The organism is Streptomyces sp. NPDC090499, from assembly GCF_044769305.1.
In the GTDB taxonomy this organism is placed as follows: domain Bacteria; phylum Actinomycetota; class Actinomycetes; order Streptomycetales; family Streptomycetaceae; genus Streptomyces.
In genome coordinates, this window is record NZ_JBIVXP010000015.1 from 105,875 (window position 1) to 124,165 (window position 18,291).

Consider the following 18,291-nt stretch of genomic DNA (forward strand, 5'->3'; position numbering starts at 1 on the left):
CGCTCAGGCGGCTTCCGGTCCGGTGACGGTCCAGCCCGGCGTCTGCGGGTGGGCCGTCGAGTCCCCGTGTCGCACCGGGTCGCCGCAGGCCGCGCAGGTGACGACCGGGGTGAGGGTCTGACCGCAGCCGTGCTCGATCACCATCGGGCGGTCGCCGTCCGGGTGCAGGTGGCGGTCGCCCCAGGCCATCAGGGTCAACAGGACCGGCTCCAGTTCGAGGCCCGACTGCGTGGCGAGGTACTCGAAGCGCTGCGGCCGCTCGCTGTAGGCGCGCTTGGTGAGGATCCCGGCGTCGACGAGCCGGCGCAGCCGGGTGGCCAGGATGTCGCGCGGGGCGCCGATGTTGCGCACCAGCCGGTCGAAGCGGCCGTTGCCCAGGCTCACCTCCCGCAGGACCAGCAGGGAGTACTTCTCGCCGACCAGCGCCAGGGCGTCGGCGATCGAACACGGGCGGGGGTCCTTGGGGGCGGCCATGGGGTCAGTCTAGTAGAGGGTTGGAATTTCCAACCCTCGGAGTTATGGTGGGTTCGGATTTCCTACTCACCGGTAATCGAGACTGGCAATCGAGGTCCCCGAGATGCGTGACGCAGTCATCGTCGAAGCCGTACGCACCCCCGTCGGGAAGGGCAAGCCGAACGGGTCCCTGGCGCACGTCCACCCCGTCGAACTCCTCGCCCACACCCTGCGCACCCTCGTCGAGCGCTCCGGAGTCGACCCCGCCCTCGTCGACGACGTGATCGGCGGCACCGTCGACCAGGTGGGCGAGCAGGCCATGAACACCACCCGGTACGCCGTCCTGTCCGCCGGTTTCCCCGAGACGGTCCCGGCGACCACCGTGGACCGCCAGTGCGGCTCCTCCCAGCAGGCCGTGCACTTCGCCGCACAGGGCGTCATGTCCGGTGCCTACGACATCGTGATCGCCTGCGGTGTCGAGTCGATGAGCCGGGTGCCGATGTGGTCCAACGTGCCGGCCGGCAAGGACCCCTTCGGGCCCGGTGTCGCCGAGCGTTACCCGGAGGGCCTGGTCCCGCAGGGCATCAGCGCCGAGCTCATCGCCGCGAAGTGGTCGATCAGCCGGGCGGAGATGGACGACTTCGCGGTCTCCTCGCACCGGAAGGCGGCGGCCGCGTGGGCGGCGGGGCGGTTCGACGCGCAGGTCGCTCCGCTGGGCGGGGTCGCGCGCGACGAGTCGGTACGGCCCGGCACCACCGCCGAGATCCTCGCCGGGCTCAAGCCCGCCTACTACGACCCCGGCTTCGCCGAGCGGTTCCCGCAGATCGAGTGGAACGTCACCGCGGGCAACGCGAGCCCGGTCAACGACGGGGCGTCCGCCGTGCTGATCACCTCCGCCGAGACCGCGGCGAGGCTCGGGCTGCGGCCACTGGCCCGGCTGCACGAGTTCGCCGTGACCGGCTCCGACCCGTTGCTCATGCTGACCGGCGTGATCCCGGCGACGGAGAAGGTGCTGCGGCGGGCCGGGCTCGGCATCGGGGATATCGACCTGTTCGAGGTGAACGAGGCGTTCTCCAGCGTGGTGCTGGCCTGGCGGCAGGAGACCGGGGCGGATCTCGCCAAGGTGAACGTGCACGGTGGGGCGATCGCGCTGGGGCATCCGCTGGGGGCGAGCGGGACCCGGCTGACGACGACGCTGGTGCATGCGATGCGGGAACGCGGCGCTCGCTTCGGCCTTCAGACGATGTGTGAGGCGGGTGGGTTGGCGAACGCGATGATTCTGGAGGCGGTGCGGTAGGGGGCGCCGGGCGCCTGAGGGGGTGCCGCACGGTGTCGTCGGGCGGCTGCGGCGTCGTGGGGGCTGGGCGCGCAGTTCCCCGCGCCCCTTACGGGGCGTTGTGGTGACGGGGTGTCACTGCTTGGGGCGCAGGTGGTGGCGTTTTCTCCAGGCCACCACTGCTCCTGCCACCGCGGGTACGACGATCGCCGCCACCGAGATCAGGAAGACCGGGGACGTCGGGGTCGAGGCGCGGGCGCCTGCCACCACGTAGGCGGCGACGTTCGGGATCGAGCCCAGGGCCGTGGCCACCAGGAACGGGGTGCAGCGCATGCGGGAGACGGCGGCCGCGTAGTTCGCGGCCCAGAACGGGACGCCGGGGAACAGGCGCACCGCCAGCATCGAGCGGAAGCCGTGCTTGCTGAACTGGTTGTCCGCCGCCTTGAGGAGCCGGCCGCGCAGCAGCGGGCGCAGGGCCTCCTGGCCGAGCATCCGGCCGAGCACGAAGGAGATCCACGCTCCGAGCACGGTGCCGGCCATGGCCGCACCCATGCCCAGGGCCGAGCCGAACAGCGCGCCGGCCGCCAGGTTCAGGATCGGGCGGGGCACGAACGCCACCGTGATCACGCCGTACGCCACGGCGAAGACCACCACCGCGGTGGTGCCCGCCACGTGGGGCGGCCAGCCCTGCGTCATCAGCTTCTGGGGCTCGAAGAGCAGCACCGAAGCCCCGGCCGCCGCCAGCAGGGCGACGAGCAGGGACAGTCGGGACCAGGGCGACAGCAGCACGCGGGTGCAGCGGGCGCCGAAGCTCAGCGGAGCGGGCACGGCGATGGTCAGCTCCTTGGCGGCGGCCCGGGGAGGGGCCGTGGCGGTGCCAGAGCGGTTGGCATCGAGCATTCGGTGACACTAACCGAAGCGGATGTGTGATCGCCGTATGGTTCCCGTCCCTTGGGTGAACCGGAGCCGCAGAAAACCGTTCGACGTGGGGCGACGCTTCGGACATGATCTGTGTCATGTTCCGGTTCGCCTTCCTCGTCGCAGCATCCGCAGTCGCGGATGCGCCGAAGGCTGCCGTTCCCGTTCTCACGGCCGCTGTCGACGGCGCCCGAAGCTGACCCTCCCCGGAAAGTCCGGCGGACCCCGCAGGGGGAGGGTCGGCCGGTTGCTCGGGGTCCCCGCTCTTCCTTCGGACAAGCTTCGAGGTACAGCCATGCCCAAGACGGCATACGTCCGCACCAAACCGCATCTCAACATCGGCACGATGGGCCACGTCGACCACGGCAAGACCACCCTGACCGCCGCCATCACCAAGGTCCTCGCCGAGCGCGGCACCGGCACGTTCGTGCCCTTCGACCGCATCGACCGGGCCCCCGAGGAGGCGCTCCGCGGCATCACCATCAACATCGCGCACGTCGAGTACGAGACCGACACCCGGCATTACGCCCATGTGGACATGCCGGGCCATGCCGACTACGTCAAGAACATGGTCACCGGGGCCGCACAGCTGGACGGCGCGATCCTGGTCGTCTCCGCGCTCGACGGGATCATGCCGCAGACCGCCGAACACGTCCTGCTCGCCCGGCAGGTGGGCGTCAACCACATCGTGGTCGCGCTCAACAAGGCCGACGCGGGCGACGAGGAGCTCACCGACCTCGTGGAGCTGGAGGTCCGGGAGCTGCTGACCGCGCAGGGGTACGGCGGTGACTCCGTGCCCGTCGTACGGGTCTCCGGGCTCAAGGCGCTGGAGGGCGACCCGCGGTGGACGGCGTCCATCGAGGCGCTGCTCGACGCGGTGGACACCTACGTGCCGATGCCCGAGCGGTACCTGGACGCGCCGTTCCTGCTGCCGGTGGAGAACGTGCTCACCATCACCGGGCGCGGGACCGTCGTGACCGGTGCGGTGGAGCGGGGGACCGTGCGGGTCGGGGACCGGATCGAGGTGCTCGGCGCGGGCGTCGAGACCGTCGTCACCGGCCTGGAGACCTTCGGGAAGCCGATGGACGAGGCGCAGGCCGGGGACAACGTGGCACTGCTGCTGCGGGGCGTGCCCCGGGACGCGGTGCGGCGGGGCCACGTGGTGGCGGCGCCGGGGAGCGTGGTGCCGGCCCGGCGGTTCTCGGCGCGGGTCTACGTCCTGTCGGGGCGCGAAGGGGGTCGTACGACCCCTGTCTCGACGGGGTACCGGCCGCAGTTCTACATCCGTACGGCGGATGTGGTCGGGGACGTCGACCTCGGTGAGACGGCGGTCGCCCGGCCCGGGGACACGGTGGAGATGACCGTGGAGCTGGGGCGGGACGTGCCGCTGGAGGCGGGGCTCGGGTTCGCCATCCGTGAGGGCGGCCGGACCGTGGGGGCGGGGACCGTGACCTCCGTGGAATGAGGGTGCGGTGGGTGGGGGACTGCGGGCCGGTGGGGGCCGGTCGCGCAGTTCCCCACCCAGCCCTCGGCCGGGGGTGCCCACAGCGCCCCTTTCGGGGTGCCGGAGTGGCCCTCGGCGAAGTGGCCCCGCGCCCCCTGCTCGGCATGCGCAACGCACAATGGAGAAGTGAACGAAGCCATACCCGTCGTCCGGGTCACCGCCCACGGCACCGCCAAGCTGATGCCCGACGTCGATCGGGAGCGGGCCTGGTTGCTGACCGTCGACGGGGCGCCGCAGTCGTACGTGGATCTCGACGAGCCGACGTATCTCGAGTTCGAGTACGCCCGGCGGCTCGGGTATGTACTGGACGCCGTGGCGGAGGCCGGTGCGCCCCTGGACGCGCTGCATCTCGGTGGTGGTGCCTGCACGCTTCCCCGGTACGTGGCGGCGACCCGGCCCGGGTCCCGGCAGGATGTCGTGGACGCCGACCGGGAGCTGCTGGAGCTGGTCACCGAGCATCTGCCGCTGGCGGACGGCACCGGGATCGCCCTGCACGCCGCCGACGCACGCGGCTGGCTGGAAGCGGCGCCCGCGGATTCGGCGGACGTGATCGTCGCCGACGTCTTCGGCGGTTCGCGCATCCCCGCGCACCTGACCTCGCTGGCGTACGCGAGGGAGGCCGACCGGGTGCTGCGCGGCGACGGGGTCTACCTCGCGAACCTCGCGGACTCCGCACCCTTCGGCTTCCTGCGCTCCCAACTCGCCACGTTCGCCGCCGTCTTCGAGGAGCTGGCGCTCATCGCCGAGCCCGGTGTGCTGCGCGGGCGGCGGTTCGGGAACGCGGTGCTCATCGCCTCGCACCGGCCGGTCGACGCCGGTGCGCTGGCCCGTCGTACGGCTGCCGACGCCTTTCCGGCGCGGGTCGAACACGGGCCCGCGCTGCGGGAGTTCGTCGGCGCGGTCCGGCCGGTCGGGGACGCCGACGCCGTAGCGTCACCCGAGCCCCCCGGCGGAGCGTTCGGGATCGGGTGAGGCGGCCGACGGCTGGGCGGTGACCGGGACCGTGCGGCGGGTGAGGTTGCGTACGTCCGGGACGAGGAGCACCGCGGCCGTGACGGCGACGACCAGGCCCGCGCAGCCCCACAGCGCCGGGCCCCGGCCGAAGGCCTGCTCGGCGGGGCCCGCCAGTGCCGTCGCCAGCGGCAGCAGGGAGACGGAGCCGAACCAGTCGTAGGCCGAGACCCGGGAGAGCTTCTCCTCGGGGATCTCCTGGTGCAGCGCGGTCATCCAGGAGACGCCGAAGACCTCGACCGTCGTGCCGGCCACGAACATCACCGCGCAGAGGACTCCCACGGAGGCGGGTACCGCGAGTGCCGCGGAGGGGAGTGCGAGCGGGAAGATGCAGAGGGTGCCGACGAACAGGAGCCGGCGGGGTTTCCAGCGGGTCATCAGGAGGGCGCCGGCCACCGTACCCGCGCCGAACGCGGCCAGTGCCAGGCCCCAGGGGCCCGGTCCGCCCAGGCTGTCGCGGGCGACCAGCGGGCCGTAGACCGCGTCGGCGGCGCCCACCACCGCGTTCGCGATCGAGAACTGCACGACGATCCCCCACAGCCAGGGGCGGCCCGCGAACTCCCGCCAGCCCTCCCGGAGATCGGCCAGCATCCCCTCGCCCGGCGCGCGCGGCGGGATATGGCCGACGTCGAGGAACGAACGCAGCGCACCGGCGACCGCGAACGCCGCCGCGTCCACCGCCAGGACCCAGCCGGGGCCCACCGCCGCCACCAGCACGCCGCCCAGGGCCGCGCCCCCGAGGGCGGCGCTCTGCATCGCCATCCGGAACACGGCGAACGCGCGGCCCGCCTGTTCGCCGCTCACCGAGGAGAGCAGCATGCCCTCCGCCGCCGGGCTGAAGAACGCCTGGCCGGTGCCGCCCAGCGCGGTGAGCAGCATCATCTGCCACAGGCGGGGGTCGCCGGTGAGCACGAGGACGGCGAAGACGCCCTGGGAGAGGAAGTTGAGGGCGTTCGCCGCGACCATCACGCGGTGGCGGGGGAACCGGTCCGCCACGGCACCGCCGACGAGCAGGAAGAGCACCAGCGGGAAGGTACGGGCGGCGGCCACCAGTCCGACGTCCCCGGCGTCGCCGCCCGCGTCCAGCACCGCGAACGCGGCGGCGATCAGTGAGCCGTTGGCGCCCAGGCTCGTCACGATCGTCGCCGCGGTCAGCAGGCTGTAGTTGCGGCCCGCCCACGCGGGTCTGCGCAGGCGGGAAGCGGTGCCGGGGGCACCCGGGGGGCCGGGGGAGTCGGAGGGTGAGGTCACCGCCCGACTATCCCCGCCGGGAGCCCGCCTTGCCAATCCGATTCCCGGGCGTCCGCCGGTTCCCGGGCGTCCGCCGGTTCGTGGGCGTCCGCCGGTTCGTGGGCGTTCGCTCGCCCCCGTATCCGGCCGCCCCGCATCCGGCCCCCGGCCGCGGTCAGCTCCCGGTCGGGGTGCCGTGCAGCCGGACCGTGCTGAGGATCTTCATGATCGTCGCCGTCGGGACCTCGCCGTCGACTCCCTGGGCGCCGTAGAAGTCCCACGACACCAGGTCGCCGGCCGAGTTCTCGAAGCCGAAGGTGATCGCCCTGCCGTCGCTCGCGCACTTGCCCTTCTGCGGGCTGTTCGTCGAACGCGCCCAGGCGTAGGCGCCCTTGAGGCCCGACGCGGTGGTGTAGGCGGTGGCCTTCTTGTCGTAGGTGATGCTCTTCTTGTCCGGGTACGTGTAGCCGCCGTACACCCACCAGGGGACCTCCGTGACGGCCGCGTCCCCCGGGGTCTTCGCGCCGCTCTCACCCTTGGTGCCCACCGCCGCCAGGGACGTGTCCTCGGTCCTGCCGTCCTTGTCGTCGTCGCTGGTGCACCACTTCGACTTGTACTGGGCGGGCGCCGACATCGTGATGATCGGCTTGCCGTCCTTGTCCTCGAAGCCGACGGACGTCCCCGGGGTGAGGACCTCCCAGTCGGCCGGTACGTCGAAGGCCGTGCCCCACTTGGGGTTCACGACGGTCTTCCAGCCCGCGACCGTCGGCTTCTCGGTCTCGTCGCCGCCGCGCGGGTCGTCGTCCGCGGGCGTGGAGGCGGAGGCCGAGGCCGTGACGGTGGGCGAATGGCTCGCCCGCTGGTTCCCGCCGGTGTCCGCCTTGTTGTCCTTCTTGCCGCCGAGGACCAGGAAGCCGGTCACCCCGGCCGCCACCACGACGGCCGCCGCAGCGATGATCGCGACCAGCTTCGTGCGGTCGCCGCCGCCCCCGCCCTGCGGTGGCCGCGGAGCGCCGGCGGGGCCGGGCGGGCTCCACTGCGGCTGCTGCCCGTACCCGCCCTGCGGCGGATACTGCTGGTAGCCGGGCTGCTGATACGGATTCGGCTGCTGGTAACCCGGTTGCTGATACGGGTTGCTCTGCGGGTACTGCTCGCCCCCTGGCGGCTGCTGTTCTGGCCACATGGCTCGTAACCCTAGTGCTGCCCGGCCCGGTCCAGGGCGGGGGTCGTGGCCCTGCCATGACGACGGTCACGGGGACCGCTCTGGTCAGACCCTGCTACTCGCTAGTAACATGTTCGTCATGAGCACTGACCAGATGTCGATCGGCGAGATGCTCGCCGCCACGGTTCCGATGGTGCGGACCCTCAACCTGGAGTACCTGGAGACCACTCCGGAGCGGGCCGTGCTGTCCCTGCCGGACCAGGGCGACTTCCACAACCACATCGGCGGCCCGCACGCGGGCGCGATGTTCACCCTCGCCGAGTCCGCGAGCGGCGCGATCGTGCTGGCCGCCTTCGGCGACCAGCTCTCCCGGGCCGTGCCGCTCGCCGTCAGTGCCGAGATCGCCTACAAGAAGGTCGCGCTCGGCCCGGTCAAGGCCACCGCGACCCTGGGCCGCCCGATCGCGGACGTCGTCGCCGAACTCGACGAGGGCAAGCGCCCAGAGTTCCCGGTCGCCGTCGCCATCACGCGCGAGGACGGCGCGGTCACCGGTGAGATGACCGTCGTCTGGACGCTGCGTCCCAACGGCTGACCGGCCGGCCCGGCGCCGCTGCCGGACGTCGCTGTCGTATACCGGACGGGGTGCGGGTCGCCGGACCCGCGCCCCGTCCGGCGTCGGGGCCGCTCAGGCGGCGCGGCTCTCCTCGCGCCCGGCCCCCGTCTCCGCCAGGCCCGCCACGAACTCCTTGAGCCAGGCCGTGAACTCCGGTCCCAGGTCCGGGCGTTCGCAGGCGAGCCGGACCACCGTGCGCAGGTAGTCGGCCTTGTCGCCGGTGTCGTAGCGCAGTCCGTCGAAGACCACCCCGTGGACCGTGCCGGCCGCCGCCAGGTCCTGCAGCGCGTCCGTCAGCTGGATCTCGCCGCCGCGGCCGGGTGCGGTCCGTTCCAGGACGTCGAACACCTCGGGGTCGAGGACGTAGCGGCCGATGACCGCATAGTTGCTGGGCGCGCTCTCCCGGGACGGCTTCTCCACCAGGCCGGTCACCCGGACCACGCCGTCCTCGCCGGTCGGCTCGACGGCGGCGCAGCCGTACAGGTGCACCTGTGACGGGTCGACCTCCATCAGCGCGACGACACTGCCCTGGCGGCGGTCGCGGACGTCCAGCATCCGGCTGAGCAGGGTCTCGCGGGCGTCGATCAGGTCGTCGCCGAGGAGCACCGCGAAGGGCTGGTCGCCCACGTGGTGCCTGGCGCACAGCACCGCGTGGCCGAGGCCGAGCGGGTCGCCCTGGCGGATGTGGTGGATGTCGGCGAGCCGCGCGGGATCGCGTACGGCGTCCAGGCGCACGGTGTCGCCCTTGGCGGCCAGCGCCTGCTCCAGCTCGAAGGCGTTGTCGAAGTGGTCCTCGATGGCCCGCTTGTGCCGGCCGGTGACCATGAGGATGTCGTCGAGCCCGGCGTTCGCGGCCTCCTCGACGACGTACTGGATGGCCGGCTTGTCGACGACCGGCAGCATCTCCTTCGGTGTCGCCTTGGTGGCGGGCAGGAACCGGGTCCCGAGCCCGGCGGCCGGGACGACGGCCTTGCGGACCGGCCGGGGGGACGAGAGCGCGGGGGAGGAGTGGGGGGCGATCATGCGGCACATGCTGGCCCACCGTGATGAGAGAGAGCCGGGAGAAACGTGGGAGGCGGCTGTGGAACCCGGCGTTCCGCCCCGGGGGACCCCGGTCGTCCGGGAGTTGAAGATTTCGTGTGCCATCGGGTCCCGGGCGCACACAAGTTGAACCTGTGCGGCCGCCGAATGCGGGCCAGATGTGGATACCGACGGTAACTTATCTGAATTCCCGGTTCTTTGAACTTCGGTCACCTCAACTTCTTGTTTCCTGTGAGACCTGTGTGCAAAGGTGAGCCACCCCGCGGGAGGGGTCCACAGAACGGTACGGCCGACAGGCCGCCCGTTATGGATCCCAAAAGGTACGCACCAATCAGCACTGCATTCCGTCAGGGCGCCATTTCGCATGCCGTCCTGCGGCTCGGAAGGAAATGGTTCAGTGCAATCGCCCTACCCCCCACGCCCGCCTTACTCGCCTCGCCCTGGTTCGACCCCGGCGGAGTCCGACCGCAACCTCATCGCCCAGCTCACCGGCGCCCCCGCGGCCCGGCACCATGCCGTCGCCCTGCTGCTGGCCCGGCACTGGCGTGCCACCTGCGACTACGCCGTCGTCTGCCTCGCCGCCGCCACCCCCACCGCCCAGCTCGTCGCCAGCGCCGCCTTCGAGCGGGTCCTCGGCCGGCTGGCCGGTGGCGCGGTGGGCGGCGCCCTGCGTCCGCAGCTCCTCGTGGCGGTCCGGGAGACCGTCCGTGCGTGGGCCGCCGACGAGGCCGTAGCGGTGGTCGCACCGGAACTGCGCAAGACCACCGGCGGCCGCGGACTCGGCGCCGCAAGACCTGGCACCCCGGAAAGACGGCAACTCGCCGAACGGGCTTTCCAGGCTCTTCCGGGGGCCTCGCAATGCCTCCTCTGGCACACCGAGGTCGAAGCCGAACCCATAAACATACCGGCTGGTCTGCTGGGTGTCGACACCGCTACCGCGACGGCCGCCCTCGGCCAGGCCCGCGAACAATTCAGGACCGGATTGGTGCGCGCCCACCGGGAACTCGCGCCCTCCAAGGAATGCCGCTTCTACAACCGGCTCCTCGATGTCCCCATACGCCGGGGCGGCGCTCTGCTCCCCGATGTGCAACGGCATCTCACCGAGTGCCGGTACTGCCGGCACGCCGCCGAACAACTCAGCCATTTCGACGGCGGCCTCGAGGTGCTGCTCGCCGAGACCGTGCTCGGCTGGGGCGCCCGCCGCTATCTCGACTCGCGGTCCGGACCCGGCGTCGTCGAGGCCTGGCCGGCCGGAGCCGGAGCCGGGGTCGAAGCCGAAGCCGCGGGCCCGGCCGCGGTGCCCGGCGGACGGCACCGCACCGCGGCCGAGAGCGGACGGCGCAAGGCCCTGCTGGCCGGTGCCGGCCTGGTCTCCCTGGCCCTGCTCGCCACCGTGCTGGTGGCCAAGGGCTGGTCCGACGACAACGGTGTCCCCCGCCCCGGCACCACCACCTGGGGAGCCCCCGGCGTCGGCACCACCGGATCCGGCACCGCCGTGACCCCGCCGTCCGCGGGCTCCCCGTCCCCGGCCTCGGTGGGCGAGCCCGTCGAGATCGCCCACGGCAGGCTGCGCAGCCTCGACGCCGGGCGCTGCGTCGACGTGCGCGGGGGCCAGGTGCGCACCGGGGCGGAACTGCTGCTCGGCCCGTGTTCGGACGCCGGGTCCCAGCAGTGGTCCTACCAGGACGACGGCATGCTGCGCAGCGCGCTCGACCCCACCCTCTGCCTCGCCGCCGACCCCGGGGCGCGCAGCATCGTGGTCTCCGGCTGCCTGGTGCACGCGGGGGAGGTGTCGTACGACCTGACGGTGCGCGGCGAACTCCTGCTCCGCTGGGACAAGGACCTCGCGCTGGCCGCGGACGGCACGCGGGTGGTCGTGGCCGGGCGGAACGGATCGGTGCGCCAGCGTTGGGAGTTGGAGTCCGGGAGCGGCGGTACGGCGGTGACGCCCGAGGCGCCGCGTGCCACGCCCCCCGCGCCGCCGGGGCCCCGGAAGGCCGGGCCGACGGGGATCCCCACGCCGCCGCCGGTTCCGCAGGAGCAGTCCGGTGAACCGGGGCAACCGTACGGCACGCGGGTCGCGCAGGCCGGGGACCGGCAGCCGCCCGTCGCCGTCACGCCGACCGGGCCGCGGGAGCCCGTCGGCTCGCGATCGTCCTCGGTCGGCGACGCGGTCGGCGACGTCCTGGACTCCGTGCCTGCGACCGTGACGGACGTGCTGGACTCTGTTCCGGACTCCGTTCCTGACGTCGTGAGCGGAGTCGGCGGCCTGCTCGGCTGATACCGGCCGGGCACGGCGTCCGGGCTGGTCGCGGCGGTGAGCGGTTCGTGGCGGATGCGCGCCCTGAGCCGCTCCGGCTCCGCCCGGCGCGGCCGGGCCGGGACCGGTGTCGCGATATGGCGTTAGTCTGCTGTCCGCGCCGTTGCCCGCGTCGCGCGGACACCTTTCGACAGGACCAGGACGGAACCATGCCGGGAGAGATCTCGCCCACCGGGAACCAGTCCGGCCCCGGCGTGCCGCCCGGTCTGCGGGCCTCGCACGCCGACCGGGACCGGGTGGTGGACGTGCTGCGTATCGCGGCCGGGGACGGCCTGCTGACCGCGGACGAGTTGGACGCGCGTCTGGAAGCCGCCCTGTCGGCGCGGACTCTCAGCGAACTGGCCACGCTCACCGCCGACTTGCCGCCCGTCTCGGCCGCGGTCGGGGCGCTCGGGGCGGAGGTCAAGGACCTGGTGCGGATCGAACAGGTCCACAGCGGCGCGGTCGAGCGCGCCGGGCGCTGGGTGGTACCGCGAAGGCTGGAACTCGCCGTGACGTACTGCGAGGTGACGCTCGACTTCACGGATGCCGTGATCACGCACGACACCCTGCGGATCGACGTGGCCATGACGGGGAAGACGCTGACGCTGGTCACGAGGCCGGGCGTCGTGGTCGACACCGACGGCCTGCAACTGGTGCACACCAAGGCCAAGTACCGTCAGCCGCCTGCGAGTCCGGGAACGCCGGTCACTCTCCGCGTGGAACTGGTCGGCCAGAAGGCCCACGGCCGTGTGGTGGTGCGGCCCGCGCGACGGACCTTCGCGCAGTGGCTGCTGCGCAGGTCCGGGTCATGACCTCGTTTCTCCGGCCGGGCTCTGCTTGGCGGTGCGGAAGGCCAGCAGGACGGCGGAAGCCGCGGCCCACAGGACGAGTGTCGCCAGTGGGGCGAGGACGTGGGAGCCGCGGAAGTAGCTGAGGTCGGCGATGGCGCGGACGGCGGCGCCGGGGGGCAGCGCCTCCGACAGGGCGCGGGCCCCGCCGGGCATCAGGTTGGTGCCGATGGTGGCGCCGCTGGTGGAGTTGCCGACGGTCAGCAGCAACAGGGTGGCGAGGGGGATACCGAGCGGGCCGACGTAGGTGGCCAGCATCTTCGTGGTGAAGGCCGCGGCGGCGGCCAGCAGGGCCAGGACGAAGGCGAGGGGAAGATACGGGGCGGGGACGGCTCCGAGAACGGGGCCGGCGATGGCGGCCGCGACCAGTCCGGACGCCGCCGCGAACGCGGCCATCAGGGCGAAGCGGTGCCGCAGCCGGAGCAGGCCGCTCAGCCCGACGACGTTCTGGGCGAGGGCGAAGCCGGAGAGGGTCACCCCGAAGGAGACGTAGAACCCGGCCAGCCCCCGGGCGTCGTACCGGGCGAGCGGCACGAGGTCGGAGACGCCGAGGTGCCGGTCGGCGCCGTGCGCGTAGGCCGTGGCGAGTTTGGTGACCGCGGTGGTCGTCGACAGGCCGTTCGCGCTCGCGACGTCGAGTTCGAGGCCCTTGCCGTGCGGGCCGGTGCCGAGCGCGGCCACGACGTCACGGTGGCGCAGCGCGTCGCGTGCCTCGGCGGCCGAGTGGGCGCGGCGTACGTCGAGTGAGTCGCCCAGGGCCTGCTGGACCTTGTCCGCCAGCTTCGGACCCGTGACCGCCACGGGGATCCGGTGCGGCTGGGGATCGCGCATGAGGCCGATGTAGCAGCTGACGAACGCCGAGACGATGACGAGGCCGATCAGGAAAGGCTGCAGCCACACCCGGACGGAACGGCGACGCCTGTGCTGGGCGGGGTGGGGCGGGTGGGACTGAGGCGGGTGGGACCTGGGACGCACTCGGGGTTTCTCCCTGACATGTGGTGGATCGACGGCAGCGGGACCGTGTGTGGCGGCCGGGACGGGGGACCGGGACGGTCAGTGGCCCTGGAAGTCGACGGCGGGCCGGGGCTGCTTCGCCTTGAAGGCCCGGACGGCGGAGGCGAGGCCCTTGGTGACGTCGTCGGTTTCGAACAGCGGCATGGCGATGTCGAACATCGCCTCGTCCGCGGCGGCGACCCCGCCGACGGCCCAGGCGCGCAGCAGGGCCTTGTGCGCGGCGTAGGCGCGGGTGGGTCCCTTGGCCGCCCGGCGGGCGAAGGCGGTCGCCTCGGCCGACAGGGCGTCGTCGGCGACGACCCGGTTGACGACACCGGCGTCGGCCATGACCCTGGCGGGCACCTGCTCGGAGGTGATCGCCCATTCCGCCGCGCGTGCCCGGCCCGCGCGCTCGGCGACGCGGTAGATGCCGCCGAGCAGGGTGACGATGCCCAGGGTCTGCTCGGGGTGGCCGAAGCGCGCGGTCTCGCCGGCGAAGATCACGTCGGCGCGCAGGGCGAGTTCGAGACCGCCGCCGAAGCACAGCCCCTGGACGGCGGCGATCACCGGCATCGGGAGCCGTTCGAGCTGGTTGAAGACCTGCATGTAGCGCTCGAAGAGGGCCCGTAGTTCACGTACGTCCGCATCCGGCCAGTCGACGATGTCGCCGCCGAAGCTGAAGTCCGGGCCCTCGGCACGCAGCAGGACCGCGCGGGCGTCGCTGTGGCCGATCGCCTCCAGCGCTTCGGCGAGTTCGGTGGCCAGCTGCGGGTCGATGCGGTTCTGCGGCGGATTGGTCAGGACCAGGGTGGCGAGGCCGTCGTCGATGGCGCAGGTCAGGTGGGGCATGGTTCGTCCTTTGCGTCTAGTCGTAGGTGTCAGTCAGGAGAGGTGCCGGCGGAACCAGCCGAGCGCGGCGGCGCTCGACCGGTCGAACCCGGTGGTGTAGGGGTCGAAGTGGCCGCCCGGGATGAGCCGCAGTTCCTTGGGCTCCAGCGCCTGCTCGAAGGCCGCGAGCCCGGTGTCGGTGAGGGTCACGGTGTCGTGCTCGGCGACCACCATCAGCAGAGGTGTGGGGGAGACCCGGCTGATCCAGGCCCCCGGCTCGTACATGCGGGCCAGCCGGTTGGAGCGGACCGTGACCTCGTTGCGCCACACGCCCTCGGGCTTCGGCTGGAGGTAGAAGTCGACGGCGTCCCGGGTCCGGTAGGACGCGGGAACCGCGGGGTCGTCGCTCACGACGGCCTGCCTGCGGGGGGCCTCGCCGCGCGCCTGGGCGCGCTCGTCCTCGTCGAAGGCCGCCTCCAGCCCCGCGACCGCCTCCGGTGCGACGCGGCGCCGGCCCTGCTCGAAGCCGCTGATGGTCGGGACCTGCGCGACCACCGCGCGCAGCCGGCGGTCGGTGGCGCCCAGCACGATCGCGTGGCCGCCGGCGTAGCTGGTGCCCCACAGGCCGATCCGGTCGGCGGCGACCTCGGTCCGGCTCTCCAGGTAGGAGACGGCGCGGCGCCAGTCGGCGATCTGCCGCCAGGGGTCGATGTCCTGCCGGGGAAGGCCGTCGCTGGCGCCGAAGCCGCGGTGGTCGTGCAGCAGGACGACGAACCCCGCCTCGGCGAAGGCCCGTGCGAAGGGTTCCAGGCCGTGGTCCCTGACCCCGGCGTAGCCGTGGGCCATGGTGATCGCCGGGTGCGTGCCGGGGCCGTCCGGCAGGAAGAGCCAGCCGCGCAGCGTGACCCCGCCGTCGGCCTGGAACGCGACGTCCTCGCGTTGGGTCATCGGACAACCTCCTTGGTCGACCAGGGCCGATCCCTGGCCGGAGTGATGGAAAGCGGGCGCTCAGCCCTGGTGGAAGTACTCGGCGTCGAGCAGACCCGCGAGCCTGCGCCCCAGCTCGGCGGAGAACCGGTGGACGGCGCCGAGTGGCCGGTGGTGGATGGCGGCCCGGACGATCCGACCGGCCGTGTCCTTCGTCAGGACCGTCACGCCGTCGATCGGCATGCCGCCGAACGCGGTGGCCCGCCACTCCAGGTAGGAGCGTTCTCCGCTCTCGGTCTCCTGGGTGAAGACGAGGGAGTCGTAGATCGCGCTCGCCGCGGCCATCACGTTCTTGACCAGGTCCCGGCCCTCGACGGGGCGGGTGAGCGTGCTCGCCTCCAGCGTCACGTCTGCTGCGAACGCCTCGCTGAACGCGTCGGCGGACTTCTCCGCGAAGGCACCGGTCCAGCCCGCCGCCTGCACGGCGGGCAGCACGCCGGCCAGGAAGCGGTCGAGGCGGCCCGCGACGTCGCCCGGCTGCTCCAGGTGGGCCCAGTGCCCGGCCCGGCCGATCACGGCCGTCTCGGGCGCGGCGAACCGCGGCGTGACCCCCTGGGCGACCAGCTCGGCGGTGGCGAAACCGTCGTCCGCGCCGCGCACGACGAGCACCGGGCCCGGGTACCGGCTGGGCCGCGCGCCCGCTGGGTGACCGTCGTTCCAGCAGTCGGCGGTGTCCCGCACGGTCTCCGAGCGGATCCGGGTACCGCTCACCACCAGCCGGTCGAGGTCCGCCTCCGCCAGCGCGGTCGACAGCCGCGTCCGAACCGCGCGCTGCGCGTCGCCGTCCCCGCCGAGGGACCGGAAGGAGTCCATCACCTCGTCGGGCTGCCGGGTGCCGGCCAGCGGGACCGGGGTGACCAGGACCAGGCCGAGGGCTCGGTCGGGCCGCTCCGCGGCCACCAGCTCGGCCACGGCCGATCCCATGCTCTGGCCGACGATCACGAAGGGCTTGCCCAGCGCGTCGGCCACCGCACCGACCTCGCGGGCGAACCGGTCGTAGGTGAAGGGCCCGGTCGCCTGCGTGCGGTCCCCGCTCCCGGCCAGGTCGAGGGTGACGCATTCGACGCCAGGGGTGGTGAGTTCGCCGATCAGTCCGTCCCAGACGTACTGGTCGTCCAGGAAGCCGTGGACGAAGACCAGGGCGAGGTTCCCGTCACCCTGTCGCCGGAACCGTACGTCGCTCGTTCCGATCCGGTCTGTTCGCATGGTCGCCGCGCTCACTTTCCGGGGGCGGTCGTGGCTCCGGAGGGAGACCACTCCTTGGTGTCGATCGGGGACCAGCCGGTGGGCCGCCCGTCCAGGCGCTGCATCCGCCGGCCGTGCCTCGCCGCCAGCAGTTCCTTGTCCAGCGGGGTGGTGAAGACGTTCTCGACCAGCGTGTACTCGGCGGCCAGGCGTCCCACGGCCGGCAGGGCGGAGGTGTCGATCCGGCCCCGGTCCAGGTAGAGGTCGTCGCGGATGTGGAAGCGCACGACGCGGCCCCACACCACGTGGTCGACCTTGTCGTCCCCGACGGGGATGATCCGGTCGACGACGCACTCGAAGGAGATCGGCGCATCCTCGACCCGGGGGGCGCGGACCACCTCGGACGGCAACTTGCCCAGGCCGAGTACCTCGAACTCGTCCACGTCCGCCTCGAACCCGAACGCCGAACCGTGCATGGCGTCCGCCTGCGGCAGCGTCACCAGGTTGGTGACGAACTCGCCGGTGTCGCGGATGTTGATGAAGGTGTCCTTCATTGTGACGCCGTCCGCCTGCGGCTGCAGCGTGATCGAGACCATGGGCGGCTTCCTGCCCACAGCGGTGAAGAAGGAGATGGGCGCGAGGTTGGCCACACCCTCGGTCGACACCGTGCTGACCCACGCGACCGGCCGCGGAATGATGCTCCCGATCAGCAGTTTGTACGCGTGGGCGGCGTCGAGTTCCGCAGCGTCAATGATCATCTTCTGGCCTCCGTCGGATTGCGGCGCGACCGCGCCGGAGAGAAGCGACTCGTGGGGCGGTGTCGAACACCCGCCAACCGACATAACGCTCACAAGACAGAAGTGTATGCCTTTTGCATGTGTCGTCTTGATGTGATGCCGGCCTCGGCCGTTGTCGCAGTCACTGTCGTTGTCGCTGTCGCATCCGGACGAGCGTCTAAGGATGGGTGCCCGCTATGGATGGCATAGGCGTACATATTTTGACTATGTCGATTTCCCGGGTTAGTTTCAGTTGGAGAAGTACGACGTCGCCGCCCCTGAGCCTGAAGGAAGCGATCATGCCCGGACCACGACTGAGCTGGAGTGTCCACGTAGCGCCGTCGATCCCCACCGAGATCGCCGATCTGCCGCCCGACGTCCCCCGGCGCATGTGGTCGCCCATCACGGCCACGCTGATCACGGGTGAGCGCGACGCGGTGCTGGTCGACGCGCTGATGACCGCCGGGCAGGCGGACCGGCTGGCCGACTGGGTCGCCGCGAGCGGCAAGAACCTCACCACGGTCTTCGTGACCCACGGGCACGGAGACCACTGGTTCGGAGTGGGCACCCTTCTCGAACGCTTCCCGGGGGCGCGCGCGGTGGCGACACCGGCGGTGGTGGAGCGGATGAAGGAGCAGATGGCGCCGGAGTTCGTCGCGTCGTTCTGGGACAAGCGCTTCCCGGGGCAGATCCCGGACCGGCTCGTGGCCGCGGAGCCGCTGGCCGGCGACCGGCTGCAGCTGGAGGGCCATGACCTCGTCGTGGTGGGTCTCGGACACACGGACACCGACGACACCACCTGTCTGTACGTGCCGTCGATCGGCCTGGTCGTGGCAGGTGACGCCGTCTACAACGACGTGCACCTCTACCTAGCCGAATCACCGGCCGAGGGCCGCCGGGCCTGGCTGCACGCGCTCGACACCATCGCCGCGCTGGAGCCGGAGGCGGTGGTCGCGGGTCACAAGAACCCCGACCGTCCCGACGGCCCGGGGGCGATCGCCGAGACCCGGGGCTACATCCTCGACTTCGAGGCGGTGGCAGAGCGCACCACGAGCACGCTCGACCTCTACCGCGGCATGCTGGAACGGCATCCAGGCCGGGTCAACCGAGGTGCGCTGTGGGGCTCGGCGAGGTCCGCCAAGGGATGAGCAGCCGCCCGAGTAT

General features: G+C 72.3%; 17 protein-coding genes. 7 read left to right on the forward strand and 10 right to left on the reverse strand.

What is annotated here, in order from left to right:
• Positions 1–3: 3 nt before the first annotated feature.
• On the reverse strand, positions 4–474 hold the full coding sequence (locus ACIQVL_RS38485; RefSeq protein ID WP_403477677.1) for a winged helix-turn-helix transcriptional regulator: 471 nt from the start codon (positions 472–474) through the stop codon (positions 4–6).
• Positions 475–577: 103 nt separating this feature from the next.
• Between ACIQVL_RS38485 and ACIQVL_RS38490 the strand changes: the two genes are divergently transcribed.
• Entirely contained in the window at positions 578–1,750 is a 1,173-nt protein-coding gene (locus tag ACIQVL_RS38490; protein ID WP_403477678.1) for a thiolase family protein, read from the forward strand.
• Between the two features lie 114 nt (positions 1,751–1,864).
• On the opposite strand, the gene ACIQVL_RS38495 is transcribed toward ACIQVL_RS38490, so the two are convergent.
• A complete protein-coding gene (locus ACIQVL_RS38495) occupies positions 1,865–2,629 on the reverse strand; it encodes a TVP38/TMEM64 family protein (RefSeq protein WP_403442933.1) in 765 nt (254 codons plus the stop codon).
• A 313-nt stretch (positions 2,630–2,942) separates the two neighbouring features.
• On the opposite strand from ACIQVL_RS38495, the gene tuf reads away from it, so the two are divergent.
• Both tuf and ACIQVL_RS38505 read left to right on the forward strand, forming a co-directional pair.
• Entirely contained in the window at positions 2,943–4,112 is a 1,170-nt protein-coding gene (gene tuf / locus ACIQVL_RS38500; RefSeq protein ID WP_403442936.1) for an elongation factor Tu, read from the forward strand.
• Positions 4,113–4,277: 165 nt separating this feature from the next.
• Positions 4,278–5,123, forward strand: a complete 846-nt coding sequence (locus ACIQVL_RS38505; RefSeq protein ID WP_403442938.1) for a spermidine synthase — start codon at positions 4,278–4,280, stop codon at positions 5,121–5,123.
• Here ACIQVL_RS38505 and ACIQVL_RS38510 read toward each other — a convergent pair.
• Positions 5,085–6,413 (reverse strand): MFS transporter, encoded by a 1,329-nt coding sequence (locus tag ACIQVL_RS38510; protein WP_403477679.1) that lies wholly within the window; start codon positions 6,411–6,413, stop codon positions 5,085–5,087. The genes ACIQVL_RS38505 and ACIQVL_RS38510 overlap by 39 nt on opposite strands.
• Before the next feature lie 154 nt (positions 6,414–6,567).
• Positions 6,568–7,575, reverse strand: a complete 1,008-nt coding sequence (locus ACIQVL_RS38515; protein ID WP_403477680.1) for a hypothetical protein — start codon at positions 7,573–7,575, stop codon at positions 6,568–6,570.
• Between the two features lie 133 nt (positions 7,576–7,708).
• On the opposite strand from ACIQVL_RS38515, the gene ACIQVL_RS38520 reads away from it, so the two are divergent.
• Positions 7,709–8,146 (forward strand): DUF4442 domain-containing protein, encoded by a 438-nt coding sequence (locus ACIQVL_RS38520; protein ID WP_089105668.1) that lies wholly within the window; start codon positions 7,709–7,711, stop codon positions 8,144–8,146.
• 93 nt (positions 8,147–8,239) lie between these two features.
• Here the strand turns inward: ACIQVL_RS38520 and galU are convergent, their stop codons facing one another.
• Positions 8,240–9,190, reverse strand: a complete 951-nt coding sequence (gene galU, locus ACIQVL_RS38525; protein WP_403431472.1) for a UTP--glucose-1-phosphate uridylyltransferase GalU — start codon at positions 9,188–9,190, stop codon at positions 8,240–8,242.
• Positions 9,191–9,605: 415 nt separating this feature from the next.
• Here galU and ACIQVL_RS38530 point away from each other — a divergent pair, with 415 nt between their 5' ends.
• On the forward strand, positions 9,606–11,489 hold the full coding sequence (locus tag ACIQVL_RS38530; protein ID WP_403477681.1) for an RICIN domain-containing protein: 1,884 nt from the start codon (positions 9,606–9,608) through the stop codon (positions 11,487–11,489).
• Between the two features lie 188 nt (positions 11,490–11,677).
• Positions 11,678–12,322 (forward strand): DUF1707 domain-containing protein, encoded by a 645-nt coding sequence (locus tag ACIQVL_RS38535; RefSeq protein WP_403477682.1) that lies wholly within the window; start codon positions 11,678–11,680, stop codon positions 12,320–12,322.
• On the opposite strand, the gene ACIQVL_RS38540 is transcribed toward ACIQVL_RS38535, so the two are convergent.
• From ACIQVL_RS38540 to ACIQVL_RS38560, 5 genes are all read right to left on the reverse strand, one after another.
• Positions 12,317–13,258, reverse strand: coding sequence for a hypothetical protein (locus ACIQVL_RS38540; RefSeq protein ID WP_403431477.1), 942 nt, complete (start codon positions 13,256–13,258; stop codon positions 12,317–12,319). The genes ACIQVL_RS38535 and ACIQVL_RS38540 overlap by 6 nt on opposite strands.
• Positions 13,259–13,411: 153 nt before the next feature.
• Positions 13,412–14,200, reverse strand: a complete 789-nt coding sequence (locus ACIQVL_RS38545; protein ID WP_403477683.1) for an enoyl-CoA hydratase/isomerase family protein — start codon at positions 14,198–14,200, stop codon at positions 13,412–13,414.
• A gap of 33 nt (positions 14,201–14,233) precedes the next feature.
• A complete protein-coding gene (locus tag ACIQVL_RS38550) occupies positions 14,234–15,127 on the reverse strand; it encodes an alpha/beta hydrolase (protein WP_403431482.1) in 894 nt (297 codons plus the stop codon).
• 60 nt (positions 15,128–15,187) lie between these two features.
• Positions 15,188–16,372, reverse strand: coding sequence for an alpha/beta fold hydrolase (locus ACIQVL_RS38555; RefSeq protein WP_403431485.1), 1,185 nt, complete (start codon positions 16,370–16,372; stop codon positions 15,188–15,190).
• Positions 16,373–16,383: 11 nt separating this feature from the next.
• The gene (locus ACIQVL_RS38560) at positions 16,384–17,109 is read right to left on the reverse strand and encodes a flavin reductase family protein (protein WP_403431487.1); all 726 of its coding nucleotides are present in this window, start codon (positions 17,107–17,109) and stop codon (positions 16,384–16,386) included.
• A 317-nt stretch (positions 17,110–17,426) separates the two neighbouring features.
• Here ACIQVL_RS38560 and ACIQVL_RS38565 point away from each other — a divergent pair, with 317 nt between their 5' ends.
• Positions 17,427–18,275, forward strand: a complete 849-nt coding sequence (locus ACIQVL_RS38565) for an MBL fold metallo-hydrolase (RefSeq protein ID WP_403431490.1) — start codon at positions 17,427–17,429, stop codon at positions 18,273–18,275.
• Positions 18,276–18,291 lie beyond the last annotated feature (16 nt).

Coding starts and splice junctions, on each gene's coding strand:
- ACIQVL_RS38545 (WP_403477683.1), bottom strand. CDS start 14,200: ATGCCCCACCTGACCTGCGCCATCGACGACGGCCTCGCCACCCTGGTC.
- ACIQVL_RS38535 (WP_403477682.1), top strand. CDS start 11,678: ATGCCGGGAGAGATCTCGCCCACCGGGAACCAGTCCGGCCCCGGCGTG.
- ACIQVL_RS38485 (WP_403477677.1), bottom strand. CDS start 474: ATGGCCGCCCCCAAGGACCCCCGCCCGTGTTCGATCGCCGACGCCCTG.
- ACIQVL_RS38495 (WP_403442933.1), bottom strand. CDS start 2,629: ATGCTCGATGCCAACCGCTCTGGCACCGCCACGGCCCCTCCCCGGGCC.
- ACIQVL_RS38520 (WP_089105668.1), top strand. CDS start 7,709: ATGTCGATCGGCGAGATGCTCGCCGCCACGGTTCCGATGGTGCGGACC.
- ACIQVL_RS38565 (WP_403431490.1), top strand. CDS start 17,427: ATGCCCGGACCACGACTGAGCTGGAGTGTCCACGTAGCGCCGTCGATC.
- ACIQVL_RS38555 (WP_403431485.1), bottom strand. CDS start 16,372: ATGCGAACAGACCGGATCGGAACGAGCGACGTACGGTTCCGGCGACAG.
- galU (WP_403431472.1), bottom strand. CDS start 9,190: ATGATCGCCCCCCACTCCTCCCCCGCGCTCTCGTCCCCCCGGCCGGTC.
- ACIQVL_RS38490 (WP_403477678.1), top strand. CDS start 578: ATGCGTGACGCAGTCATCGTCGAAGCCGTACGCACCCCCGTCGGGAAG.
- tuf (WP_403442936.1), top strand. CDS start 2,943: ATGCCCAAGACGGCATACGTCCGCACCAAACCGCATCTCAACATCGGC.
- ACIQVL_RS38550 (WP_403431482.1), bottom strand. CDS start 15,127: ATGACCCAACGCGAGGACGTCGCGTTCCAGGCCGACGGCGGGGTCACG.
- ACIQVL_RS38515 (WP_403477680.1), bottom strand. CDS start 7,575: ATGTGGCCAGAACAGCAGCCGCCAGGGGGCGAGCAGTACCCGCAGAGC.
- ACIQVL_RS38560 (WP_403431487.1), bottom strand. CDS start 17,109: ATGATCATTGACGCTGCGGAACTCGACGCCGCCCACGCGTACAAACTG.